This is a genomic window from Vibrio sp. 10N.222.55.A1 (assembly GCF_041473835.1).
GTDB lineage: Bacteria > Pseudomonadota > Gammaproteobacteria > Enterobacterales > Vibrionaceae > Vibrio > Vibrio crassostreae_C.
This window is the reverse complement of the sequence record NZ_JBFRSX010000061.1, coordinates 1,546-27,298: the sequence shown is the minus strand read 5'-3', so window position 1 is coordinate 27,298 and position 25,753 is coordinate 1,546. Positions and strand designations below refer to the sequence as shown.

The 25,753-nt window shown below is 45.4% G+C and carries 23 protein-coding genes; 9 read left to right on the top strand and 14 right to left on the bottom strand.

What is annotated here, in order from left to right; all coding sequences use genetic code 11:
• Nucleotides 1–74 precede the first annotated feature (74 nt).
• From AB4493_RS17635 to rhtB, 3 genes are all read right to left on the bottom strand, one after another.
• Nucleotides 75–416, bottom strand: coding sequence for a metalloregulator ArsR/SmtB family transcription factor (locus AB4493_RS17635; RefSeq protein WP_004736602.1), 342 nt, complete (start codon nt 414–416; stop codon nt 75–77).
• 99 nt (nt 417–515) lie between these two features.
• Nucleotides 516–1,736: an EAL and HDOD domain-containing protein gene (locus AB4493_RS17630; RefSeq protein ID WP_372155526.1), complete on the bottom strand. Its 1,221-nt coding sequence runs from the start codon at nt 1,734–1,736 to the stop codon at nt 516–518.
• A gap of 45 nt (nt 1,737–1,781) precedes the next feature.
• Nucleotides 1,782–2,399, bottom strand: a complete 618-nt coding sequence (gene rhtB, locus AB4493_RS17625; RefSeq protein WP_017061024.1) for a homoserine/homoserine lactone efflux protein — start codon at nt 2,397–2,399, stop codon at nt 1,782–1,784.
• Nucleotides 2,400–2,480: 81 nt separating this feature from the next.
• Here rhtB and AB4493_RS17620 point away from each other — a divergent pair, with 81 nt between their 5' ends.
• Together AB4493_RS17620 and AB4493_RS17615 are read left to right on the top strand one after the other, a co-directional pair.
• Nucleotides 2,481–3,461 (top strand): alpha/beta fold hydrolase, encoded by a 981-nt coding sequence (locus AB4493_RS17620; RefSeq protein WP_017061023.1) that lies wholly within the window; start codon nt 2,481–2,483, stop codon nt 3,459–3,461.
• Nucleotides 3,462–3,643: 182 nt separating this feature from the next.
• Nucleotides 3,644–4,471 carry a Cof-type HAD-IIB family hydrolase gene (locus AB4493_RS17615; protein ID WP_017061022.1) on the top strand — a complete coding sequence of 276 codons (828 nt, stop codon included), beginning with the start codon at nt 3,644–3,646 and terminating at the stop codon, nt 4,469–4,471.
• Nucleotides 4,472–4,558: 87 nt separating this feature from the next.
• Here AB4493_RS17615 and AB4493_RS17610 read toward each other — a convergent pair whose 3' ends face one another.
• Nucleotides 4,559–5,026, bottom strand: a complete 468-nt coding sequence (locus tag AB4493_RS17610; protein ID WP_017061021.1) for an EVE domain-containing protein — start codon at nt 5,024–5,026, stop codon at nt 4,559–4,561.
• Nucleotides 5,027–5,065: 39 nt separating this feature from the next.
• Here AB4493_RS17610 and AB4493_RS17605 point away from each other — a divergent pair, with 39 nt between their 5' ends.
• Entirely contained in the window at nt 5,066–6,610 is a 1,545-nt protein-coding gene (locus tag AB4493_RS17605; protein ID WP_017061020.1) for a COG3650 family protein, read from the top strand.
• A gap of 2 nt (nt 6,611–6,612) precedes the next feature.
• The gene (locus AB4493_RS17600) at nt 6,613–7,209 is read left to right on the top strand and encodes a tRNA-uridine aminocarboxypropyltransferase (RefSeq protein ID WP_017061019.1); all 597 of its coding nucleotides are present in this window, start codon (nt 6,613–6,615) and stop codon (nt 7,207–7,209) included.
• A gap of 145 nt (nt 7,210–7,354) precedes the next feature.
• Here AB4493_RS17600 and AB4493_RS17595 read toward each other — a convergent pair whose 3' ends face one another.
• The 8 genes from AB4493_RS17595 to lptM all read right to left on the bottom strand — a co-directional run bounded on the left by AB4493_RS17595 (nt 7,355) and on the right by lptM (nt 17,327).
• Nucleotides 7,355–9,835 (bottom strand): EAL domain-containing protein, encoded by a 2,481-nt coding sequence (locus AB4493_RS17595; protein ID WP_372155525.1) that lies wholly within the window; start codon nt 9,833–9,835, stop codon nt 7,355–7,357.
• Nucleotides 9,836–10,027: 192 nt separating this feature from the next.
• Complete coding sequence (locus tag AB4493_RS17590) at nt 10,028–12,526, bottom strand: EAL domain-containing protein (RefSeq protein ID WP_372155524.1); 2,499 nt, start codon at nt 12,524–12,526, stop codon at nt 10,028–10,030.
• 170 nt (nt 12,527–12,696) lie between these two features.
• Nucleotides 12,697–13,413 (bottom strand): 5-amino-6-(5-phospho-D-ribitylamino)uracil phosphatase YigB, encoded by a 717-nt coding sequence (gene yigB / locus AB4493_RS17585; RefSeq protein WP_017096074.1) that lies wholly within the window; start codon nt 13,411–13,413, stop codon nt 12,697–12,699.
• 15 nt (nt 13,414–13,428) lie between these two features.
• Nucleotides 13,429–14,361, bottom strand: a complete 933-nt coding sequence (gene xerC / locus AB4493_RS17580) for a tyrosine recombinase XerC (protein WP_136974431.1) — start codon at nt 14,359–14,361, stop codon at nt 13,429–13,431.
• Entirely contained in the window at nt 14,330–15,028 is a 699-nt protein-coding gene (locus AB4493_RS17575; RefSeq protein ID WP_017061014.1) for a DUF484 family protein, read from the bottom strand. Before AB4493_RS17575 ends, xerC begins: the two co-directional genes overlap by 32 nt.
• Nucleotides 15,029–15,072: 44 nt before the next feature.
• Nucleotides 15,073–15,903, bottom strand: coding sequence for a diaminopimelate epimerase (gene dapF / locus AB4493_RS17570; RefSeq protein WP_372155523.1), 831 nt, complete (start codon nt 15,901–15,903; stop codon nt 15,073–15,075).
• Between the two features lie 11 nt (nt 15,904–15,914).
• Nucleotides 15,915–17,168 carry a diaminopimelate decarboxylase gene (gene lysA, locus AB4493_RS17565; RefSeq protein ID WP_017066756.1) on the bottom strand — a complete coding sequence of 418 codons (1,254 nt, stop codon included), beginning with the start codon at nt 17,166–17,168 and terminating at the stop codon, nt 15,915–15,917.
• 42 nt (nt 17,169–17,210) lie between these two features.
• Entirely contained in the window at nt 17,211–17,327 is a 117-nt protein-coding gene (gene lptM, locus AB4493_RS22245) for an LPS translocon maturation chaperone LptM (RefSeq protein ID WP_017063757.1), read from the bottom strand.
• Between the two features lie 75 nt (nt 17,328–17,402).
• Between lptM and cyaY the strand changes: the two genes are divergently transcribed.
• A complete protein-coding gene (cyaY, locus tag AB4493_RS17555) occupies nt 17,403–17,717 on the top strand; it encodes an iron donor protein CyaY (protein ID WP_017061010.1) in 315 nt (104 codons plus the stop codon).
• 71 nt (nt 17,718–17,788) lie between these two features.
• On the opposite strand, the gene AB4493_RS17550 is transcribed toward cyaY, so the two are convergent.
• A complete protein-coding gene (locus AB4493_RS17550; RefSeq protein ID WP_017066755.1) occupies nt 17,789–20,317 on the bottom strand; it encodes a class I adenylate cyclase in 2,529 nt (842 codons plus the stop codon).
• 344 nt (nt 20,318–20,661) lie between these two features.
• On the opposite strand from AB4493_RS17550, the gene hemC reads away from it, so the two are divergent.
• From hemC to AB4493_RS17530, 4 genes are read left to right on the top strand one after another with little or no spacing between them, the layout of a single operon-like run.
• Complete coding sequence (gene hemC, locus AB4493_RS17545) at nt 20,662–21,600, top strand: hydroxymethylbilane synthase (RefSeq protein WP_372155522.1); 939 nt, start codon at nt 20,662–20,664, stop codon at nt 21,598–21,600.
• A 2-nt stretch (nt 21,601–21,602) separates the two neighbouring features.
• On the top strand, nt 21,603–22,331 hold the full coding sequence (locus AB4493_RS17540; protein ID WP_017061007.1) for a uroporphyrinogen-III synthase: 729 nt from the start codon (nt 21,603–21,605) through the stop codon (nt 22,329–22,331).
• Nucleotides 22,332–22,350: 19 nt separating this feature from the next.
• Nucleotides 22,351–23,577, top strand: a complete 1,227-nt coding sequence (locus AB4493_RS17535; RefSeq protein ID WP_017061006.1) for a uroporphyrinogen-III C-methyltransferase — start codon at nt 22,351–22,353, stop codon at nt 23,575–23,577.
• Entirely contained in the window at nt 23,577–24,758 is a 1,182-nt protein-coding gene (locus tag AB4493_RS17530) for a heme biosynthesis protein HemY (RefSeq protein ID WP_017061005.1), read from the top strand. The genes AB4493_RS17535 and AB4493_RS17530 overlap by 1 nt, the downstream gene beginning before the upstream one ends.
• A 716-nt stretch (nt 24,759–25,474) precedes the next feature.
• On the opposite strand, the gene AB4493_RS17525 is transcribed toward AB4493_RS17530, so the two are convergent.
• Nucleotides 25,475–25,753: transposase (locus tag AB4493_RS17525; protein ID WP_372155521.1), on the bottom strand; the 279-nt coding region annotated here is incomplete at its 5' end.

The window sequence follows — 25,753 nt, the reverse complement described above, 5'->3', positions numbered from 1 at the left end:
CTATGCCCATAGGGATAAGTTCACTTGTCGCCTAGCTGCAACTCCAACTATTTCGGCATTAAGTTTTAATGTATTTAAACGCAACATACTGGGCGTGAGTTCATCGACTCTAAGCGCTCAATATCTTGCTGGTATTCAGTTTTCAAACAGTTCGATGCGATAAGGTCGTCAATTAACTTTAGCATCCAACCTGGTAAATCTTGTGACAGGCGGTAAAACACCCACTGCCCCTGGCGAACATCAGTCAAAATGCCATTTGAACGCAACTGCGCAAGATGGCGTGAAACCTTTGGCTGACTTTCTTGCAATGCCTGAGTCAACTCACCAACCGATAAGCACTCATTGCGAACTATCAACATTAAGCAACGCACTCGCGTTTCATCGGACAGTAATTTAAAAAATTGGTGAGGAAGCATAAATACATACTCATATATGGATATGCATATATATTAGATATAAAAAAACGCACGTCAAGGCGTGCGTTATAATTGTCATAAAAGTTTAACGAAGATAAATCAGAGCTGATTGGTTACGTTATGACTCCAGCGTCGAGCTTCGGTGAGCTCAGTTTTAACCTGTTCCACACTCAATCCTAAATGAGCACAGTGCTCATCCATCTGCTGCCAATCGGCATGTTCAAAGCTCTCTTCAAGGGCCAGCAAGGTTCCATATGGCCCTTCTCTACGTAGCAGAGCCACCTTGATACTTTTACACAAAGGCAGTTGCTCAACTAAATTCTCTAACGACAAGTCGAGCAGCGCATCAAGCAACGAGAACAAACCAATCATAAAGGCTTGCTCGGCATGCCCTTCAAATGCCTGATAACGAGACATACGTTGGCAGAACTGAGCTCGCTGAAGCGATAAGCCATACAGCTCTTTAGGCTTTTTATCGGACACATAAGAGGCGACGGCTAACGAGACAAACATTTTCAGTTTCTCTTGACCTAGATATACCAAAGCCTGACGAAAAGAAGAGATGGTAACTTCAAGGCGCGGCGACATAGTATTCACAAAACGCAGCAGCTTATATGAGAGCGCCACATCTTTCGCGACAATGCTCTCCACCCGTTGAAAGTCCACATCGGGCTTACACACTTCTTGAAACAGCTCCATAGCAATCACTTGCTCAGGGCTAATGTATTTACTCTTGATGATTTCCGGTTTATTGAAAAAGTAACCTTGGAAAAACTTAAAGCCAGCCTCTTTGGCTTGCTGGAATTCTTGTTCGGTCTCAACGCGCTCCGCCAAAAAGCTAAACTTTTTCCCTTGATGCGCCCTAACCAAATCACACGCTTCATCCAAACCCATCTGCATAATATCGAGCTTTACGATATGCGTGTATTTAAGGAAACGTTCCCATTCTGGGGTCGAAGTAAAATCATCTAGGGCAATCATGTAACCCGCTTGGTAAAGGTCTTTAACCGCTTCCAACAATTCATCTGTTGGTTTACAGGTTTCCAGAATCTCTACCACCACCTTATCTTTCGGCAAACTTAAGGGCAGTCGACGAATCAAACTTTGATAAGGGAAGTTGATAAAGCAGCGTGAAGATGGAATAGAAGGGTTAAGACCAACAGACAAGAAGTTCTCAACAATCAGACGATACGTTGCTCGATTAGACTCAATATGCGCTGGGTACGCATTCTTTTCTCCATCGCGAAATAACAACTCATAGCCGAGTGTATTCCTCTTGCGATTTAAGATAGGTTGTCGAGCAACGTATGTAGCGGTCATTTCTTGATAACTCTGATTGGTTTAACTATAACTCAGTCGCTTAATCTAAGCTTTCGCGGCAGCTAGCAAAGCACCGCAGCCCATGAACATACCACCAAATATTTTATTTATCTTACCCATTATGCGATCAGAGCGAATAAAACGTCCCATTTGTGACGCTAATGAGGTGTAACCCAACATAACAACGCTATCAATGAATACTGTCGTCACACCTAGCACTAATAACTGAGGTGCTTGAGGTTGTGTAGGGTCAATAAACTGAGGAAACAAAGCCACCAAAAACACGATTGATTTCGGGTTAGTTAGGTTGATAAGCACAGCGTTTCTCAGCAGTTTGCCACTCGACAGAGTAGAGCTTTCTTCAGATGCTACTAGGCTCGAGCTATCACGCCACTTTTGAATACCTAACCAAAGTAAGTACACCACGCCGACCCACTTAATGATGGTGAACGCCAACGCAGACTTAGCAACGAGTGCACCGATACCCGCGCCCACCAGCATAATGTGAAACGCAAGACCAAGCTGTAAGCCAACAATTGATGCGAGTGACTTTTTAGTGCCATAGCTAAGCCCATTACTGATTGAGTTAACGGTACCCGAGCCCGGAGCCAAGCTAAACAAAATCGCTGTGACAACATAAGCAAGCCAAACATGAGTATCCATTTGCATTTCCTTACTAGTTCTTTAATCTAACAACATTAGTAGCAATAAAGCTCTCACACGCATCAGTTCAGGTAATTTCCCATGGAAAACCACAGCGAAGCCACCTTCCCTTACACTCAAGAACCTCAGTTCGATCATGCGATTAAACACCCGATCAACGCTCTTTGGCAACAAAGAAAAGAGGGGTTTTTAACATCGTCTGGTAAAAAGAAACTGTACTGGTGCAGCCTCACCTCAGAAAAGCACAGCAAAGCTATTGTGATTTCAAATGGCCGTATCGAATGCTGCCAAAAATACCAAGAAATCTTTTATGATTTTTATCAACAAGGCTATGACGTTTATTCATTTGACCACCAAGGTCAAGGCCAGTCTGAACGTATGGTAACAGACTCTGACATTGGTCACATTCATGAGTTTGATGATTATGAATCTGACATGTCTGACGTCATTGCCAGTTTTGATCTCAGTAAGTATTCCAATCGCTACCTGCTCGCACACTCAATGGGCAGCACCATAGCCACTCGCTACCTACAAACCCATCCAGACCACCCGTTTGATAAGGTGACTCTGTGCGCTCCGATGTTTGGTATCAATACCGAGTGGTACCTGAAACCTATCGCGATGATCGTTGGACAAGTGCTTACCGCTTTTTATGCCAAGCCAACTTACGCGCCGGGCCAGCAAGCATATTATTCGAAGCCTTTTGAAAACAACTTACTGAGCCACAGTAAGGTTCGCTATCAGTGGTTCCGCCGCTTATATGACGAGTCTCCATCTTTGCAGGTGGGTGGACCAAGCACGCGTTGGGTGTGGCAAGGGTTAATGGCCGCCAAGCAAGCAATTCAACAAACTCGTCAAATCAAGATCCCTCTGCTATTGATTCAAGCTGGGGATGAAAAGATTGTCAGTAACAGTGCTCAAGTAAAGTTCATCTCTAAGCTGAAGAAAACCAACTCTGATTGTCAGTTTAAGTTGATTGAGGGTTCTAGGCATGAGGTGTTGTTTGAGCAGGATGAATATCGCAATCAAACACTGGATGCGATCAATCAGTTTTTCGCCTAGAGCTAATAGGCTAAGCAACCTACCAAGAAAATAAGCGCTAAAGAGGAAGAGAAGTAAGTGAGCTTTGCCCTCTTTTCTTGCATGAATTTGGCATACAATTTCTACCTAGAGATATTGTAGTTAAAACGATTCTAGCGCTGGCTAGCGTCAATATTGGTTAAGCATTTTGCAATGAGGGTTAAATGAGTATTCCTGCACTAAAAGATTCCGTGAAAATTGTTGCTTCTGATTTAGATGGTACGCTTTTGGCTCCCAACCATCAGCTAAGCGACTTTACCAAGCTAACGCTTAAGAAATTACACGACCAAGGTTATACCTTCATCTTCGCAACGGGTCGCCATCACGTCGATGTGGCGGGTATTCGTCAGATAGCAGGTATTCCGGCGTACATGATCACTTCAAACGGTGCACGCGTGCATGACCAAAACGATCAACTGATGTATAGCCAGAACGTACCTCAGGAACTCGTTCAGCCAGTTATTGATATTGTGCGCCAAGATCCAAACCTCTTTATTCACATGTACCAGAATGAAGATTGGTTACTAGACCGTGAAGATGAAATGTTGGCTAAATTCCACAGTGAGTCTGGCTTTAGCTACAAGCGCTTTGAAGCTGAAAACGCACCAAGCGAAGGCATCGCGAAAGTCTTCTTCACACATCCAGAACAAGACCACGAATATCTCGTCACGTTTGAACAAAAGCTAAGAGATGCTTTTGGCGACAAACTGAACATCGCCTTCTCTACACCTTGGTGTCTGGAAGTGATGGCAGCTGAAGTCTCTAAAGGCCACGCTCTAGACGCTGTTGCAAAATCACTAAACCTGACTCTGGATAACTGTGTTGCCTTTGGTGATGGCATGAACGACGCTGAAATGCTGGCTATGGCGGGTAAAGGTCTAATCATGGGTACATCACATGAGAAAGTGATGAAAGCACTACCTGACAATGAAGTGATTGGCAGTAACGCAGACGATGCCGTTGCTCACTACCTAGAAAAGCATCTGCTCTAATCTCGCTCGTTGAACAGATCTGAATAAATAAAAAGGCAGCCAACTGGCTGCCTTTTTTGAACCTTACGTAAAAAGCTCTCTCTAACGCTATCGAGAACCTAACACTTCTTTGCTTAAGATTGCCTGCCACTCTTGTTCGGTAACCGGCATGATCGATAAGCGATTACCGCGTTTCACCAAGGGCATTTCGGAGAGTTCAGGCATGGCTTTAAGCGTAACCAAAGGAATCAAGCGCTCAGTCACTCGCACAAACTCGACATCCACCATGATCCAGCGTGGGTTATCGGGTGAAGACTTAGGATCGTAGTAATCACTCTCAGGGTCGAACTGAAAGTGGTCTGGGTAGGCTTCTCTGGTTACTTTAGCGATCCCCGCTACGCCAACTTTTTTACATGATGAGTGGTATATCATCACCAGATCGCCAAGCTTGACGTCATCACGCATCATGTTTCGAGCCTGATAGTTGCGTACACCCTCCCAACAAGAGGTTTTTTGTACTCTAAGAGTCTGAATAGAGAAGGTGTCGGGTTCTGTTTTAAATAACCAATATGCCATAATAAATCCAATTAACGGTTGCTCCGAGGAAGATATAACATGAAGGTAATGAAAAACCCAGTGACATGGCTAGTCGCGTTCGCTCTACAAGGCTGTGTTACGGCACCTGATACGCCGCAACAACCTGAACAGCCCCCAGCAAACTTGGATGAGCCACTGAGCATTCAACCGCAAACCTTCATCATGCGTGGTCAGGTGGTGGTTGGCCATGAAAGCCGAACCTTCACTCCTTGCGGTAGCCAACAACAATACTGGTTAGACTTATCTCCAGAGTTAGCGTTAGAAGCACAAGGGCTCTCAACGAGACCTTACCAAGCCTTATATGGCGAGCTGATTGGTCACCTAACCGTGCCGAGCCAAACGGGTTATAACGCAGATTTCACAGCGCGTTTCGTGGTTGACCAAGTGAACATCCTAACCGCAGAGAACCCAGATCGCTGCGTCCAACCGCTGCGCTCAACACGAGTATTTGGTAATGAACCCTTCTGGTCAGCAACCTTCGATAAAGACCAGCTGAAATACACCAAGATGGGCGAACAGCCACAGACCCTCGATATTGAATCAAGCCGCACCACATCGAGCAGCCGTGACTACCAATTAGAAGGTAAAGCTGCACAAGGCAAACTCAACCTTACGAAAGAGAGCTGTAGCGACGGCATGAGCGATTCTATCTATGGATGGCATGCCAAGCTTAACCTCAATGACAGTAACTACAATGGCTGTGCGACGGTCTCTAACCAAGATCCAACGCTGGACTGGAGCGGACTCTACTTCGCTAGCTCAACGCAAAACTCAGGGTTCTCTATCAACCTTGAACTCAACAATGACCACAGTGCTATCACGACTTATTCATACAGCAATGGAGACCCTTCTATTGTTGAACAAGGCTTCTGGCAGCAACTGAACCAAAATCAGGTACAAGTGGTTATGACTCGCCACCAGCAACAATATTTGATCTCCGAGCGCATCTTCACACTCGATAATGGCAAGCTAATCGCTGAAAAAGAGAAAGTGGGCAACGTGGTGTATCCGATTGCCAATGGCGGTCTGGTGCTATTCGAAGCTAAGAGTGCGCAAGCACAAGTAAACACCACCACTAACGTTGATCTAACCGCAAAGCAGGTGAACTCCAGCGATCAACTTGATCCAAAAGTCGACCAAGCGATCCGCGAATACTTTAAGATCAACAACAGCTCACCTGACGACACTAAATACCGCTGGTTAACCTACGACCTCAACGGCGACGGTAAAGAAGAGCTGTTCGCCCAACTCGATTGGTGTGGTTCTGGTGGCTGTACACTGCTAATTTTCGAAAACCATCAAGATAACTGGCGCTTCAATAGCCGAGTGACACTGGTTAAGGGCGACATACGCTTAGGTAAATCGCAAAACCACGGCTGGCAGGATCTGATCTTCAATGTCAGTGGCGGCGGTGCAACACCGGCGAAACACACACTTTCATACTCTGGTGTCAGCTACCCGCTAAACCCAAGTGTCGCTCCAGTTGCAGATGATGCTGATATCAGCGACGTGGTTTTGTTTGCTGATGGTATCTCACCCGCACAAAGTGGAGTTAAGTTGTAAACATGAGTAACCAACAAGCTTGCCATGGTTGTAGCTTCACTCACCAATGTATTTGTCACCTGATACCTAGTGTCGCAAGCCAAATCGATCTTGTACTGCTCACTCATGAGAATGAACTGTCACGCGATACCAATACAGGGAAGCTGCTTCAGCAATCCCTTGATCAGTGTCAGTCCATTGTATGGCAAAGGAAAACACCACCAGCGGAGCTCATCGCACTGCTTGACGATGAAACACGACAACCGTTTCTTTTATTCCCAAGTGATCAAAGTGTCGAGTGCCAGCAAGCTGTAATGACCCAAGCCCAGAGCCGTAAGCCGCTATTCATCATCTTGGATGGCACATGGCAAGAAGCGAAGAAGATGCTTAACAAGAGCTCGTGGTTACAAGCCGTTCCGCAAGTTCACCTCGATATTACCAGCGAATCTTCATACACCTTGCGCCGCAACCAAGACAGTGGCCACTTGTGTACTTGTGAAGTGGGTATTGAGTTACTCAAATCTTTAGGTGAAAGTGAATCTGCCAAGCTCATTGATGACTACTACCAGCATTATCTAAAAGTGTTCCACGCCGACAAGTGTGGCCACGCCCTCAAATAGACCAAGCAGGCGCGCGGGAAGGTAAAAACACATTTCGGGACGAGACAGACACTAAAAACAAAAAGGGTGAGCCATAAGCTCACCCTTTTTACATCGTATTTTCGTTATTGAGCCAACCAGTGTTTCACGTGAAACGCTCGCTCCATCAAAACAAACGCTGAGGTTGACCAAAGTAATACCCTTGCAAGTAATCGACCCCCATGTCTTCAGCAATACGGCACACCTGCTCATTATGAACGAACTCCGCCACCGTCTTAGCATTCAGAATCTGGCATAAGCTCACCAACTGCTGAGCGATCTTGCGCTGCTTTTTATCTTTATCAATATTGCGAATCAAACTGCCATCAAGCTTGATCACCTGTGGTTCTAGCTTCAATATCTCATCAATGTTCGAATAGCCCGAACCAAAGTCATCAACAATAATATTCACACCAAGATCGCGGAAGTGATTACACACCTCAATCAAGCGACCGTAATCCTGAATTTGTTCCGTTTCTAACACCTCCAAGCCAATACGCTGTGGGTGACTGATTTTCTTGATCGCTTGTTCAAGGTGAAGAATGGTTTTCTCATTGCTGAAATCTTGTGGCGCTAAATTAATTGAGAACGAATCGGTTCGCTGACTCATAAAATCGAAGGTGCGCGTTATCATCTGACGACTGAGGCGTGTATAGAGATGGGTTCCTTCAATGATTGGCAAGAACTTACCCGGTGCAATTAACTGACCGTCCTCTTCAATTCGAACCAAACACTCGTAGCTCTCTACCTGATGACTGTGTGCTGAAACTATGGGCTGAGAGCACGCCACAATATTCTGATTAAGCACCGCGCGACTCACGCACGACAGCCAACCAAGTTGCTCTTGGCGATGCTTCTCCAATTGAATGAGTGCCTTGGCGCTCACTAGGTGCTTGTTCTGGCTGACAGCGCTGCGCCTCGCATCAATCGCCTTCAACAATAAGTCATCAATAGAGGTAGTCGGGAAATCTCGACGGCTGGCGATACCCGCACAGATAGACACCGACAAGTAATCAATATCGGGTAAACCGGTAGGCTCAAAATTCACATGCTCGGTTTGATCGGCAAATTCCGAGAATCGCTGATGAATATGTTCTTGGCTCGCCCAGCTATCGAACACCACTGCCCACTCACCAATACCGATACTGTAGAGCTGACATCCCTCATCAAAGAACTGCCACAGCGCCTTTTGAAAATACTCACTCAAGTCATGCAGAAGCTTGTCACCCACTCGATAGCCGTACTTTTCATTGATCTGACCAAAGGTCGTGACCTTCAAAGCTAACAAGTGGCTATCACTGCTCATCTTCGACAGCTTCTCACGCAATACACTTCGATTAGGCAAGCCAGTACGGTGATCAATTCGGTAGCTCGCAGTTAACGCGGTGGCTTGTTGCTGAATCTTACTCGCCATGCTGTTGTTCATGTCATCGACATCAAGCAGTGCATTTCGGATCAATGAAAACAGAGGGGATATATTGGTCGCGGGTTGTGTATCTAATGGCAATACTACCTTACCCTCGCCTTCTCTTAATGCGAGGTAAGTAAGGCTATGGTGCAAGATTCGCTGTTGGTCATTCTCTTGATAGAGTTCTCCCATGCAGTACACGCCATAGCTGTCGGCCAGCTTCTGGAAAACCTCAACCTCTTGGTTGCCATCAATAAAGTCGATGCGAGAGATACAGTTATAGATAAAAAACTGTTCCGGCTTATGAGAGGCAAGCTGTTGAACCCCCAGTCGGACCTGCTCCAGGGTCAATGAGGGATGGTCATAACAAAACCGGACCTCATCACCCACTTGGAATTGGCCACTGAACTCTATCTCTCCATATTCCGTCACCTTGAGCGGTAAGTGAATCCTTTGCTCTTTCGGATCACCAACCATCAAAGGAAAATTATGCAGTTGCTCAAAAGGCAATTCAAGGCCATCAGCGAGGTAACGATTGTAGAGCTCACGAACAGGTATACCATCCAATTCAACCAACCAGTTATCTTGGGCTCCTGTCACTCTGAAAGTCCGGCCAATAGGGTTCCATTCAGTGAAATAACCTTTAGTGATGGATAGCTCTGCACTGTGCAGCGCCAACATCACATAGGCATTTTCATAGCAAATACCGTTGAGCATCACCCATCGTCCATTATCTGTGATGGTCGATGCACCGCCACAGATAGGTAATAAATATCTCGACTGCTCAAACGCTGAAAATAGAACTCGGTTATTTATCTGCAAGCGGTCTGCGAAACAGATGATGCTTTGAGTATTATCATTGCACTCAAGCTGTTGCCACATAGCGTGGCTATCGACCAATGGTTGCTCGCTATATTCGACAACACCACAAGAGTAAGACGTCGCGTCAAAGCGGGTAACAATCAGATAAAGACCTTGGTGCAGGATGACGCCTTGGCTGATGTAGTGGTTAGCACTGCAACCAATCAGTTTGGCATTGGGGAAAGTCGATTGAATCACTTGGCAGGCAGCCGCAACAGAACCTTTCTCGAAAGACGAAAACACCTGAATTAGTAGGTTTTCGTGTTGATGAAAATCTATCTTTTCCAATTCACGTTGGGTTTGCTCAATGTCTTGTATCAGGAGAGAAGTCGACTGCATATTCACATTAATCGCTAGGTTAATGATTTATTATTGTGCTTATTATAGATAAGGCTTGCACGGAATACTTACAATCGTCTTATAAATAATGTGACGTTAGTTAGACATCACTTATTCCACTACAAAGCAGACATCAATGGTGATTGAGCATTTTCGAAACCAGCCGGCATGATAATCCATGAGTTTTAATAACTAAAACAATCGCTTAGGCTCACCAAAGTAATAACCCTGCAGATAATCGACACCCATTTGTTCTGCTATCTCACAAACCTGTTGGTTATGGACAAATTCAGCAACCGTCTTAGCATTGAACACTTGGCATAAGCGAACCAACTGAGAAGCGATATTTCTTTGTTTTTGGTCTTTGTCGATATTACGAATCAAGCTACCGTCGAGCTTAATAATCTGTGGCTCAAGCTTAATGATCTCATCAATATTGGAGTAACCAGAGCCAAAATCATCAACAATGATTCTCGCCCCGAGTGCACGGAAGTGATCACACACCTCTATCATGCGGCCATAATCCTTGATTTGCTCAGATTCCAAAACCTCTAAGCCAAGTCGAGTGGGATCGTTCATACCACTGATCGCAGCCTCGAGTACCTCAAGCGTCTTGTCACTCAACAAATCTTGTGGGGATAGATTGATAGAGAACGAACTCTGTTTATCCGCCATATAACCGATAGTGCTCTTAATCATATGTCGACTAAGGCGTGTGTAGAGGTGCGTGTCGGCAATGATAGGTAAGAACTTTCCTGGTGCCACAATAGTACCGTCCGACTCCATGATTCTGACTAAACACTCTTGGCCAATCATTTCGTGAGTGCCCGATTCCACAATCGGCTGAGAGTAGGTAATGATGTTCTGATCTAAAATCGCACGGCTCACACAGCTCAACCAACCGAGCTGCTCTTTGCGGTCCTCTTCGCTCACCTGAATGTCTTTGGCATTGGTGATGTGGGTATTGTTCCGCACCCCATAACGTCGAGCTTCGATCGCTTTCAATAAGATCTCGTCACCGCTGTCGGTTAAGAAATCACAACGACTAGCAAAGCCGCCACACAGAGAAACTGACAGGTAATCAATATCAGCCAAACCATACGGCTCAAAATTTATGTGTTCGATGTCATCGGCAAACTCAACGAAACCTTCTTTTATTTTTGTACTACCAACACTGGCGTTAAAGATAATCGCCCACTCTCCGACCCCAATACTGAACAGCTCAACCTTCACGCGAGGCTCCTTCACGACACGAAGCTGCAATCGCTCAATAAAGTGATTAGACAGGTCAAGCAGTAACTGGTCACCCACCTGATAGCCGTATTTTTCGTTAACTTGATGGAAATTCGTGAGCTTTAACGTGAGTAAGTGTTCACTAAATAGAATCGTATTGAGGCGCTCCTTCAGTACAATACGGTTCGGTAAGCCAGTGCGTGAGTCAATGCGATAGCTCTCGGTTAAGCGACGCGCTTGTTGATGGAGTTTTTTCTCCATCTGGGTATTCATACTGTCAAGATCAGCGACTGCATTTCTGACCAAGTTAAGCAATGGCGACACTGTTGAGCCACACTGAAAATCTTCACAACGAAACTCTTTAACCTCGTCAGACTCGCGCATAGCGATATAAGTCAGGCTGTGGTGCAGTATCTCTTGGCGGTCTTCATTGCGGTATAGCTCACCCATGCAGTAGGCACCACATGTATTCACTATCCCTTCAAATGGCTTAAGCTCAAGTTTACTGTCGATAAACTCAAGTCGAGATACACAGTTATAAATGATCACCGACTCAGGCTGATGCATGGCTAGCATCTCGGCACCGTGACGCACCTTTTCAGCGCTCAAAGAGGGGTGGTTATAACAAAACTGCGCCTCTTCACCGACATGCCAAGGGCTATCAAACTCGATACTGCCATCATCATTAATGCGTAGAGGTGTTGAAATACCCTTCTTTCTGCCAAGTTCTCGATAAAGTGGAAAGCTCATCAGTTGGCTAAAAGGAAGGTCTTTGCCATCCGCAAGGTAATGTTTGAATACTTCAATCGCCGGCTTGTCATTCAACGCGTATAAGCGATTTCCGACCGCATGTGTGACTCGCAGTTTCATCCCAATCGGGTTCCACTCAGAGTACGCATCCGACCAAACCTTCAATCTTGGGTTAGTCAGAGCCACAGCAACACAGGCATGCTGGTAGGTTTGCTCGTTATACATAACCCAACGGCCAAATTCATTCTCATGGCACAGTCCACCAGCAATCGGCAATGCGTAAGGCAGGTTTTCAAAAGCGCTATAGATAGGGTAATCACGCCCTTCGACCTGATCGCACAAACTGATGACCGTTTTGGTGCCTTCGGTAAGGTGCAGTTGCAAAGCTAAGTCTTGGCTATCTTGATTTGGATTCCCCGTAAAAGGCTGGACTGCCGAGGTTAGATGGGTTTCGTTGAACTCACTGATGATGACTAAGGTGCATGCACTTTCAAGGCAATTATCACAGATAACATGACGAGCACTCTGGCCAATTAGGGTGGCATTGCTTAGGCGATTGAGAGCAACACTCGCGATTCGACGAGCCACATCAGAAGATTGGGCAGAGAAAAGTTGAATAAGATATTGTTTGCTGTCACACCACTCTCGCTGATCAAATTGAGATTTAAATAGCTCCTCAGTATTTGCGAGAAATGTAAATGTTTGCATGCCAACCCTTGATCGAAATAGAGTGAAGTGAAGAACCCGCAACCACTGCTATGACTGAAATGAATCGATAAAAAGTAGTCGCCAATTATCCTAGCCTAAACAGGCATTTAATTGCGACTAATGTAACAATTCAATATCATAAATGCGACACAATAAGCTTACAGAAGTCTTTAAATTAGTCGCATAAGATCGCTAAGTTGCTCTATTTCAACATCAGGCAGCACACTCGCCTTCGAAGAGAGGTATAAATTGGAACCAATGTCATTAAACCAGCATGCTTGGAAGCCATTTTGCTTAGCTCCGTAAACATCCGTTCTAAGATGATCGCCGACATGAAGAATGTTGATGGCATCAACACCTAAGTATTGCTGCGCTTTATCAAACATATCTGGGTAGGGTTTTGCTCTACCGTTTGGGCCAGCTTTAAGAATTCGTTGAAAATACTGCCCTAAGCCAATTTTATGTGGATCGACATTGCCATTGGTAATCGCAACCAAAGGAATGCGTTGGCTAAGTTCTGCCATCACTCGATGCGTTTCTTGAGGAACATCGACTTGATTGCGCAACCACAAAGCATGTTCTATCCCCTCACGAGCCGCCTGTTCAGCTTGCTGCTGAGAGTAGCCCAACTGCAGTAAGCCACTCTTAATCTGTGTTTCACGCCAAACGGTAACATCATGCTTTAAAGCTGGGTTTTCAGAGGCGACTTGCTGCTTAATGCCCTGCCACTCTTCAAGCGATAAAGAAGCCGACACTGGGTGCTTTTGGTAAAGCCACTGCGCCATCTCTTTTTCTACCTTCATGATCACAGGCCAGTTGTCATACAGGGTGTCATCCAAGTCAAAGGTCATGGCTTTGATGGGCTTCAACCCTCGATAAATTCGCATAGTAAAACCTTTAATCTAATCTTTATTCTTCTTACGCGCTCGAGGGTGAGCCTCATCGTACGCTTGAGCTAAGTGTTGGAAGTCCAAGTGAGTATAAATTTGGGTTGTCGAGATGTTTTCATGCCCCAACAACTCTTGGACAGCACGAAGATTCTGGCTCGATTCAAGCACGTGAGTTGCAAAGGAGTGACGCAGTTTATGCGGGCTAATATGACTCGCGACGGATTGCTTCTTACCCCACTCTTCCATGCGCTTTTGCACACTGCGATGAGAGATACGAGTCCCGAGCTTAGAGACAAACAGCGCGGTTTCACCCGGTGAAGCCAATTCACCACGAACTTTGAGCCATTTATCGACCCACTCTTTAGCTAAACCAGAAAAAGGCGCTTTGCGTTCTTTGTCGCCTTTACCAATCACTCGGATTTCGCCTTGTCGACCCAACACATCTTTCAGATTGATGCCGACCAGTTCTGCCAGTCGTAATCCAGCACCATACATCACCTCCATCATCGCTCGATCACGAATCGACAATGGATCGTCCTCATTCACATCAAGCAGTTGACCCACTTCATCAACATCGAGGTTTTTAGGCAAAGGGCGTTGTTTGCGAGGTGCAGAGACACCTTTGGCTGGATTGGCGGTCATTTCGCCACGCAACACAAGGAAATCAAAGAAGCTGCGCAGTGACGATAAGCGCGTTGCAATGCTGCTCGCTTTCATTCCCTCACGCATGCCTTTACTGGCCAGTTGTCTGACCCACGCCGCATCGACTTGACCCCAATCCTTTAGCCCTAGAGTGACTAAATGACCGGCCATGGTTTCAAGTTGTTGTTTGTAATTACGTTGGGTGTGTAGGCTGAGTCCCTTCTCGCTTCGGAGATATTCATAGAAGCGAGAAAGTGGCTTTTGAAGGCTGTTAGGAAGAGGTATTTTGGGCTCTAGGCTCATTATTTATCTGCCAAGGTAAGGTGTCCGCCAAATGAGCGACAACAAGTGCTAAATGGCGTAAAAAGAGCGTATCCATATGGGGTTGGAAATGTCCGCCATCTTCACTAGAAAAGGCGAGCAAACCCAATGGAGACTGCTTAGCAAGCGGTAGTACTACATAAGAGCCTAGCTCTGGAACTGGATAATCACCAAACAAATCGTGTCTGTCGGCTTTTCTCAAGCGTCCAAGATAAGCATCTTTGCCATTGAAATGGTTAAGCGAAAACTTAGAGTAACCCTCAGCACTCAACTGATAAAAGCCAGATTGCGAAAGAATACGAACATGAGCCTTAAGCCCAAGATCTAACGCTTTTTGTTCAACGGCTTTTATCACCTGCATGAAGTCACTGCATTTCAGCACTTGCGCTTGCAGATCCATAAACTCATAGAAGGTTTTATCGTTATTTGCTGCCAACGACATCAAGCCAGTGATCTCTTCTTCAAGCTCTTCGATTCGATGACGTTGGCGTTTAAGCTGAACCTCAACCAGAGAAACAGCGCCCTGCTCAACGTTATTGATAGCAAGGCGATCAACCAAATCTTTTCGGTCTTGGAAAAAATCTGGGTTATCACGTAAATATTCCGCGACCACTTCTGCGGTGAGTGCGTCGGCTTCAACGTAAGACAAAACCTATCCTTTATTTTTATGAATATATTTGTTTTGGGTCGTTATTAGCAAGAAAGTTGACCATCAAACACATGCGTTGCAGGGCCGGTCATAAACAGAGGTTTACCCGGGCCTTGCCAGCTAATGTGTAAGTCACCGCCTGGTAGACGAACCTTCACATTCTCAGCCAGTAAGCCTTGAGTGACACCCACTGCAACTGCGCCACACGCTCCGCTGCCACATGCCTGAGTTTCACCCGCGCCGCGTTCGTAAACACGTAGACGAACTTCTTCACGGTTAACGACCTGCATAAAGCCAGCATTAACACGCTCAGGGAAACGTTCATGTGATTCAAGTAGTGGGCCTAAGGTGTCCACATCAGCCGTGTCGACGTCATCAACCACGGTAACCACATGTGGGTTACCCATGCTTACCGCACCACAGAATAAGGTGTGTACATCCGTTCTTAGGATATACGTCTTCTCTGGCTGCTTGGCCTTGAATGGAATCTTGCCGGGTTCGAACTCAGGAATGCCCATGTTCACCGTGATCAGGTCATTCTCTTCAATCTTGAGAACCATTTTACCTTTCTTGGTACTCACGTTGATGCTGTACTTATTCGTTAAGCCTTTCATGCGAACGAATCGTGCAAAACAACGTGCACCATTGCCACACTGCTCCACTTCACTGCCATCCGCATTGAATATGCGGTAATGGAAATCAGTTTCTGGATCATAGGGAGCCTCAACCACAAGTAGCTGATCAAAGCCCACACCAGTGTGACGATCCGCCAAACGACGGATCAAATCTGGAGAAAAGAAAATATTTTGAGTAATGCAGTCCACGACCATGAAATCATTGCCCAAACCATGCATTTTAGAAAAGTGGAAGTGCATAACGCTTAAAATTACTCCGGAAGAATGTTTTCAAGTTCCCACAGACTCGTAAGCTCTTCACGCTGACGAACCAAGTGAGTTTTATCGCCATCCACCATCACTTCAGCCGCACGCGAACGAGTGTTGTAGTTAGATGACATCGCGAAGCCATAAGCACCCGCTGAACGAACTGCTAGCAGATCACCTTCTTCAAGAACAAGGTCACGATCTTTACCTAGGAAATCGCCTGTCTCACAGATTGGGCCAACCAAATCGTAAGTCACAGTTTCACCCTGACGAGGGCTCACAGGAACAATATCCTGCCAAGCTTGGTAAAGTGCTGGGCGCATTAGATCGTTCATTGCTGCATCGATGATGGCAAAGTTCTTGTGCTCTGTTGGCTTGAGGAACTCGACTTTCGTTAATAATACACCAGCGTTAGCAGCAATCGCTCTTCCAGGCTCGAAAATCAGCTCTAGATCAGAATGATTGTCTAAGCGAGCCAATAAAGCTTTCGCGTAGTCAGAAGGCTGTGGTGGTAATTCATCACGATAAACCACACCCAAGCCGCCACCGACATCAAGGTGTTTGATGTTGATACCGTTAGCACGTAGCTGGTCGATCAGCGCAAGTAGGCGATCGGTTGCATCGATGAAAGGTTCGATATCCGTTAACTGAGAACCAATGTGGCAATCAATACCATGGATAGACAAGTTATCGAGTGTTTTTGCAAACTCATAGACAGCAGGAGCACGGTCGAAAGCGATACCAAACTTGTTATCACGCAGACCAGTAGAGATATAAGGGTGAGTGTTCGCATCAACGTCTGGGTTGATACGCAGTGAAATCGGCGCTTTAACACCAAGCTCACCAGCTACTTTATTCAGTCGCTCTAGTTCTGGTTCAGACTCTACGTTGAAACACTTAATGTTCAACTCAAGCGCACGCTTCATTTCAGCGGCTGTTTTACCGACACCAGAGAATACAACTTTTGCTGGATCGCCACCGGCAGCAACCACACGCTCTAGCTCACCGCCAGAAACGATATCGAAGCCAGAGCCCAAACGAGCCAAAGTATTCAACACGCCAAGGTTTGAGTTAGCTTTAACGGCATAACACACCAAGTGCGGATGCTCACCAACCGATGAATCAAACGCATTCCAGTGGCGTTCTAATGTTGCACGAGAATATACATACAGCGGTGTACCATATTGCTCTGCTAGTTGTGAAAGTGCGACGTCCTCAGCCCAAAGCTGGCCATCTTCCTGATAGTTGAAGTAATCCAAAGTTCTTATCCCTTATAAATAACGATTTCTGCGTGTTTTCACTTATTGTGATTGTTCGGTTTGCTGAACTTCATCAGGATCGTACAAAGGACCCGTTTGACCACAACCAGAAAGTCCAATAACGGACATCATAAATAGAGCAGCAATTAATTTTTTCATTTTGCATATCGTGATTATTAACTCAATGCCCCCTATAATCGCACCACACTCAGGAAAAGCAATAGGATAGAAAGGATGAACGAGACTGAATTTCATCAGCTGGTCGATATACAGATGCAAAACATCGAAGAAGCTATCGATGAATCAGAGGCAGATATTGATTACGAAGTGACTGGTAACGTGATGACGCTGGAGTTTGAGAACCGCAGCCAAATCATCATTAACCGCCAAGAACCAATGAAAGAAATCTGGTTAGCGTCTAAATCTGGTGGCTTTCACTTCAAGCTAGTTGACGACAAGTGGACATGTTCAAAGACGGGCATGGAGCTGTTTGAGATGGTTAAAGAAGAATGCGTGAAGCACGCAGGTGAAGCGATCGATTGGGTCTAATCATTTGTAAGCAAAACTAAAAAGGAGTGAATCAATCACTCCTTTTTCAATATCAATCGGGCTTAGTAAGACTAGATGTTGACTATCTTTGAGCTCCGAGAAGCTAAAGTTGCATCGTTACGATAAGGCACAACGTAAGAATTGCCTTCTTCAGGATGAACGATTTGGTAGTACTGAGGTAGGTTAAAGTTAATCAACTTAGACGACATCTTCGACTCATCTTTTACCGATGTGTAGAAAGAATTCACGCTCGCGATCATCTCATCTTTTTCACCGCTGTACTGGTGGTAGACCTCAACTTGGTTCGACTCGTCCAATACATAAATATTGAAGCCTTTGTCGGTATCTTCGAAAAAGAACTGAATCAAGCCCTCACTCGCAAAACCATCCACCACTTCTGGTAGCTGATACTCTTGCTCTTTATCGAGCATCAGTAAAGGTGAGCCTTTGAGCTTATTGGTTGAGATGCTACGGTAGAAATCGACCGAGTTTTCCAACATCTGTACCGACACACCACGACGTTCGAAGAACAGACCAAACATCTTATTAGCTAAACGAATAGCCTTAAAGCGGCGGCGCTTCTCGGGTTCAATCGGTTTCAATCGTAAATCGATACACTCAGCAAGCAGTTGATACACCATGTTACGCATCACACCACGCAGGTTTTTGCTGTAACAGAACACATCAACCGATTCTGGCGGTAAAGCATCTTGGTGCATTTTGCCAAGCACCGTCTTCAGCGCATCCAGCATTGCCGTATCACCTTGGAAATGCAGCGTACGTACTTCATGCCAAGAGTTACGATAAACTAAGTCGACACTGCCGACTAAGCTCTTACCTTCCTCACCAAAGCTGAAGATATCGGCGTTCTTGAGGTCCACTTTTAATGCACGACCACTTAATTCAGACGTCGGGTCATTTTCAAAGTTGATGAACATCGCTAGCTGGCTTATCTCACACGGGCTCGCCAGTGCTTGCATACTTGGGCGACGCTTACGCAAAGAAAACGTATTACGCAGGTCGCTCACCATTTGATAGAACTTATCGATATCGATGTGAGCGTCACGTACCACAGAGTGCAAACGTGTCGACTCGGTAATCAAGCCATTAAAAAACGACCATGCTACCAACTTACTCAAGTACTCATGGTGCTCTAGAGAAGGCTGACCAAGAATGCGGTGTGCAACCAGTGGCTGCTTATACAAGTACCAACCTGCTTTATTCGACTGACCCTGACGAACTTCGATGAAGCTCAAGTCGGGTTCATGCAGATCCGGAGAGATTTGTGGGTTCAGCAGTGTCACTTTACCTGGCAATACCTCAAATGCAGCGTAAAGCTTACGTGCCAAGATGCTGATATCTTGTGGGCTGATTGCCGAAGTGATGTCGTTACGACGCGCAAATTGAATCAGATTACGATAGCTCAGCATCAAGGCATCAAGCAGTGCATGGTGCACCACTTTAACCTGCTCAACCTTCCAGTTACGGCGGTTATCGAGCTCAGCAATGGTTTCATGTCCCCAATTCCAAGATTTAGTCATCTCGGTTAAGGCTTCACGACGCCACGCAACGGAGCCAATGCCCGCATCTCGTGACAACTTCTCGTGGGTCTTAAGATAAAAACAGCGCCTCACCAAGTCCAATCGAGTATGGTCGTTAATACGCTCTAGGTAGCGCGTTACCTTCTCAAGCATCAGATAGTAACTATCCATGCCATACAGATCCGGTTCATCCGCGAAGAAGCGACGCTTGGTATCAATACTCAGCAGTTGGGTGTTTGGGTATTCCCATGAATAGGCTTCTAACAGGATCGCCTTCAAAACCGATTTATACGGTGAGTCGATACTCTTATAGAGCTGCCACAGGTTTGAACCAAAGTACTCTTCAGCGGGAATGCGATTCAGCTTGCCGAAATCGATCCACTGCGAGCAATCAAGATAGCCATCCTGACACAAACCTTGAACATACTCGTCGTAACACTCTTCCATTTCTGGCGGAATGATTTGCCACAACAAACGCTGACCAGCCAAACGAACCGCAGAGCGATAAAACTCATCAAGCAATAATAAGTGCTGTGAAGAACCACAGTTATCGCCGGTCATCTCTTCTGAATGGTTCGAACGGAAACGCTCTTCATCCATCAAGAAGAAGTTCGCTTCTACTCCCAAGGTTTCAGCCCAATCGGTAATCAAGAGACACTTGTTGGTTAGGCTATCGCGAGAGGCGCCATCCATATCCGGGGAAACACACACCCAGATATCAAGATCACTTGAAGTGCTTTGACCAATAGAAGAAGTACTACCCATGGTGTACAAGCCAAGGATTGCTGGTTCATCCGTCTCGGTGAGTTTGCCACCCAGCGTTAATTCGGTATCAGAGACAAATTGCTTTTGGAATTCATTAAGCGTGAAGCTACGAATTCCAAAAGGAACTTGTTGGTCATAATAACCAGGCATCATCGGGTGATTGAAGTGAAGCAGTGCGGGAATAAGGTTGAATACTCGCTGGCCTTGCACATTCATCAACGCCAACGCACGATCAATGCGCTGCTGATTTAGATTGTCTAATCGTTGAATCAAAGTTTGAGTGTAAGCCTGCAAGGTAAGTCCTTGGTTTGAGGTTAAGTGCAGTTCTGTTTAGTTACTGAACGAAAGGAGCAACAAAACGTGATCAATTTAACACTTTTACCCTTAATGGTAAAGCAAAGGAACCCGTCATACTGGTCAATTCCTTGATGACAGAAAGTTAAACTCACGGCGCCGTAGTGTCCTCTTTATTGACTATTTCTAATAATAGCCCATGTTTCAAATGAGATACTAATCACACTATTTTGGTGAACTCATGAAAATCTCTCAGCTATCAAAGTATGGAATGATCAAACAGTAAGAATTCTCGCCTCATAATGGTAGGATTAGGCTATTACAGAACCTATATCGGAAACACCATGACAAATTCAGCACCAATCCGTATCGCGACCAGAAAAAGCCCTCTTGCCCTTTGGCAGGCATACTTTGTAAGGGATGCACTGCAAGCTGCTCACCCTGGTTTAGAGGTTGAGTTGGTAACTATGGTGACCAAAGGTGACATCATCCTAGACACTCCGCTTGCTAAAGTGGGTGGTAAAGGACTGTTCGTTAAAGAACTTGAAGTAGCCATGCTAGAAGGTCGTGCTGACCTAGCGGTTCACTCAATGAAAGATGTACCTGTCGACTTCCCTGAAGGTCTAGGTCTGGTAACAATTTGTGAGCGCGAAGATCCGCGTGACGCTTTCGTATCAAACACTTACAACAACATCGACGAACTCCCACAAGGTGCTGTCGTGGGTACGTGCAGTCTGCGTCGCCAATGCCAACTGTTAGAATACCGCCCAGATCTGTTCATCAAAGAGCTGCGCGGCAACGTTGGTACTCGTCTAGGTAAACTCGATGATGGTCAATACGATGCGATCGTACTGGCTGCTGCAGGTCTTAAACGTCTAGAGCTAGAAGAGCGTATTCGTAGCTTCATCGAACCAGAGCAGTCTCTCCCTGCTGTTGGCCAAGGCGCTGTTGGTATTGAGTGTCGCCTTGATGACGAGCGTCTGATTAAACTCCTTGAACCACTGAATCATAAAGACACGGCTGATCGTGTACTGTGCGAACGTGCAATGAACCTTACCCTAGAAGGTGGCTGTCAGGTTCCTATCGGCAGCTACTCATTATTAGATGGCGAAAACATCTGGCTACGTGCATTAGTTGGTGAACCGGACGGTTCTAAGATGGTTCGTGGTGAGATCTCTGGCCCTCGCAAAGATGCAGAAGCACTTGGCGTGACTCTGGCAAATCAATTGCTGGATGATGGCGCGAGAGAAATCTTAACCAAGCTCTACGTTGACCAAGAATAATCATGACAGTGTTGGTGACTCGTCCCGGTTCAGAGGGACAATCGCTTTGCCAACAACTAGCGGATGAAGGGGTTCAAGCAATCCATCATCCGCTGATTCGTATCGTGGATAATCCCAACTCTGCGGATTTAAGCACCCAGCTTAATAACAGCGATATCATTATTGCAGTCAGTCACCACGCCGTGGCGGCTGCCCAAAGCATCCTTTCAAAAACCTCATCCATTTGGCCTACTTCGCCGCTTTATCTTGGCGTTGGTCAAAAAACTGCGCACGTTTTAAGCAAAGTCTGTAAACAAAAAGTAAACTATCCTCAAGTTAGTGATAGTGAACATCTTCTTAAACTTACTGAACTTAATGGCGTAGAAAATAAGTCCATTTTGATACTACGTGGCAATGGTGGGCGTGAGCTCATTAGGGATTCTCTACTCAATCGAGGTGCACAAGTCTCTTATTGTGAGACCTACCGTAGAGAATATATTCCTATTAGCGACCACAATACCTATCAAACATGGATAAACAAAAAAACGTCCAAAGTTGTCATCACTAGTCAGGAACAATTGGAGTATCTCTGCTCAATTACCCCTGATGAGTATTTGGCTTGGCTTTCAACAAGACATCTATTTGTCCCAAGCCAGCGCATTGTAGAACGAGCACAACAACTCGGCTTCTCGAATGTGACCAATACTCACAGTGCTACGAACCAAATATTACTGGCTGCTCTCCGGCCCTAGCTAGAAACAGGAAATAAGCATGACAAGCAAAAAAAATAATGAGCATATTGAACCTGAAAAGAAACAAGATACTCAGCCAGTAGTTGTTGAAAACGAAAAAGCTGACTCTACAGAGACAAAACAACCTGAACAGAAGCTTGATGCCTCTGCTTCAAATACCGCTAAAAATGAGCAGCCTCAAGCTGAGCATAAAGAGCAAATAGAGAAAGCAGAAAAGCAAGGTAAGCGCGGTGTCAAACTAGGCGCTATTGCGATCGCTATTTCAATTATCTTCAGTGGCGGTATCGCATTTCAAATGCAGCAAAAGAGCGCTGAATACTCGGCTCAAATAGCCGCTCTTCAAGCACAACTTCAAAATACCCAATCTGCGGTAAATAAAGACCTACAAACCATCAAGCAAGAGACTATCCAAGAAGCCTCACACGCGGTGGAGAAAACTCAGGTCGTGCAATCTCAACAGCAGAAGAGCATTCAAAGCCTGCAGTTAGCAGTGGCTGACGTGAAAGGTCGCCGCCCGAATGACTGGTTGCTTGCTGAAGCTGATTACCTTGTGAAACTAGCAGGACGTAAACTGTTCCTCGAGCATGATGCCGTTAGTGCAACCAAACTAATGGAAAGCGCCGATCAACGTATCGCCGCACTGAATGACCCGAGCTTAGTGTCACTGCGTCAATCAATGACCAATGACATTACCAAGCTTCGCACTATTCCTCTGATCGACCGTGACGGCTTAGTTCTGCGTATCACAAGCTTGCAACAGCAAGTCGATACACTGCCGCTTGCCAATGCGATTCTTCCGGAAGCTGCGGTTGTTGAGAAAAAAGCGGTATCGCAAGATATTAATGATTGGCAGAACAACCTGATGACGTCGATGAAAGACTTCTCAGAAAACTTCATTACCTTCCGTAGTCGTGATGGCGAAGTTATCCCTCTACTCTCTCCTGAACAACACTTCTACCTGCGTGAAAACATCAAAGGTAAATTAGAAACCGCGATTCGCGCCGTCTACAAAGAACAAGGTGAACTCTATAGCGCAGCTCTTAATACCGCTAGCGAGTGGTCGAAAGCTTATCTAAACCAAGATAACAACTCAGTGATTGAATTTGAGAAAGCGATTAAACAGCTAAGTGAACAGAACATCTCTGTGAAATACCCTGTAAAGCTTGAATCTCAAAATGAGTTGTCAGATGTGATACGTGAGCGCCTACGTCGTGAAGTCACCGTTATGACCACGGAGGAAAAATAATGATTCGTTGGATTTTTCTTTTTCTCGTTCTAGGTGCTGGGTTAATTGTTGGTACTCAGTTCTCTGGTCAACAAGGCTACGTTCTGATCTCAATTGCGAATAAGACTATTGAGATGAGCGTGACAACACTGGTTATCTTTGTCATTGCTCTTCTAGCGGCTCTATTCGGCTTAGAGTACCTATTTAAAAAGCTTATGTACGCAAGCTCGACAACTTGGAACTGGTTCAGTGTTCGTAAGCTGAAACGTTCTCGTCGTTATACCAATGAAGGCATTATCAAGCTACTTGAAGGTGACTGGAAAGGCGCTGAGAAGAAAGTAACTCGTTGGGCTAACCATCACGACATGCCTCTACTTTGTTATTTAGTCGCTTCTCAAGCGGCACACGAACAAGGTAATACAAGTGAGCGAGATAAGTACATCGAGCTTGCTAGCCAACAGGACGACTCTCTACTAGCGGTTGAGCTAACTAAAGCTAAACAGCAAATCAGCGAGTCAAACTACGAAGCTGCATTCGATACACTTTCGACCCTAAAAGGCACATACCCTAATAACACTGCTGTACTTGGCCTGTTAAAAGCCACTTACTTGCAACTGAAGTTATGGCAGCCATTGCTAGAGTTAACTCCTAAATTAGTTAAGAACAAACTTCTAACAGCTGATGAGCAACGTGAATTAGAACAGAAAGCACAATGTGGGCTACTTCATGATGTGGCACAACAGCAAGGTAGCGAAGGTTTAATCAGCCATTGGAACAAGCTTTCAAGAAAACAGAAACAAAGTTCGCACCTTGTATCCTGCTTTGTGAAGCAACTTATCGCTCGCAAAGCTGACTCAGAAGCCTTCACTGTGATCAAAGAGAACATTGCAAAGAGTGGGTCAAATGAACTCTACATGTTGCTTCCAGAGCTGAACTTATCCGATCACCACCCAGTAGTGGTCATGCTAGAACGTGCAATTAGTAAAGACAGTGGTAATGCCGAAGCACACAGCGCGCTGGCTCAGTTCTACTTAAGAGAGCAGAAGTGGGCGGAAGCACAAAGCCACTTCGAAAAAGCCCTAGCACTTCGCTCAAATGTTTCAGATTACGGATACCTATCTGACGCACTAGAGAAGCAAAACTTAACGAAAGCAGCTCACGAGGTTTCTCGTAAAGCGCTCGCTCTAGTTCAACCCGCTTAACTCTAAGCGACTCAAACTAAGCCGATGTCTAGCATCGGCTTTTTTGTATCTGCTATTTAACCCTAGATAACTTCTACAATAGCTATAAACCAAGCTCATCAAACACTTACCTGCCCAATACCAACTAACCATGAAATTGCTCAACTGGGCTTCTCAAACACACGGAGAACGACTTTAGTTGTGTCTGTACGTAGTTTTACCATTCTTATAAACAAGTCCTTATAAGAGGTTCGAGAGGAGTCATAGAGAAAAGTGATACCTTGAAGTTCAAGAACAAATGGAGATCAGCTTGAGAGTAGGCGCTTAAAGATATTTACCCGCAGACAGATGCCCACTTAAAGTCACGTTGAATTAACAATTAAATAGCCATCAACGTTCCAACTATAAACCGTTATAACCGGGGAGTTCACGTAACTGCCTGTAGATTAATCTATTAAGTAGAGGGAGATAGCAAGAGTTACCGACGAACAAAACCTTGTTATTAGAAACGAGGCATCTTTATCAGCCAGTTCAAATTAGTAGGAGATAGAGCTCTCAAGACGCTCAGGAAAAGTTAATCAACGAACCAATAGCCACAAGTATAAACTTACGTAATCAAGCGCTGCTAGAGAGAGCAGAGCTTAATAATAAGTGTCGGAATATCAGAGCTCGTGATCAACGTAAAGCGCCTCTACAAACTCTGAGACGAATAATAAGACTCATACCAATCCGGAAAATTAACTGATCAGGTCAATCCAATCTCTTGTACACACTTTTGTGACGCGATCTTTGCACTCAAGAAATCCATTCCAAGCGCTACAGACCTTCGAAACAATATCGTTATAATCAATGAAGTTTTGGTTTGCTAGATAGTGTTGCCTTAACCAACTCCACACTTGCTCTATAGGGTTAAGCTCTGGTGAGTATGGCGGCAATTTGATAATACTGACATTATCAAATGGGTTAGCAATATCATCGGTATGCCATCCTGCGCCATCCATTATTACCACTGAATG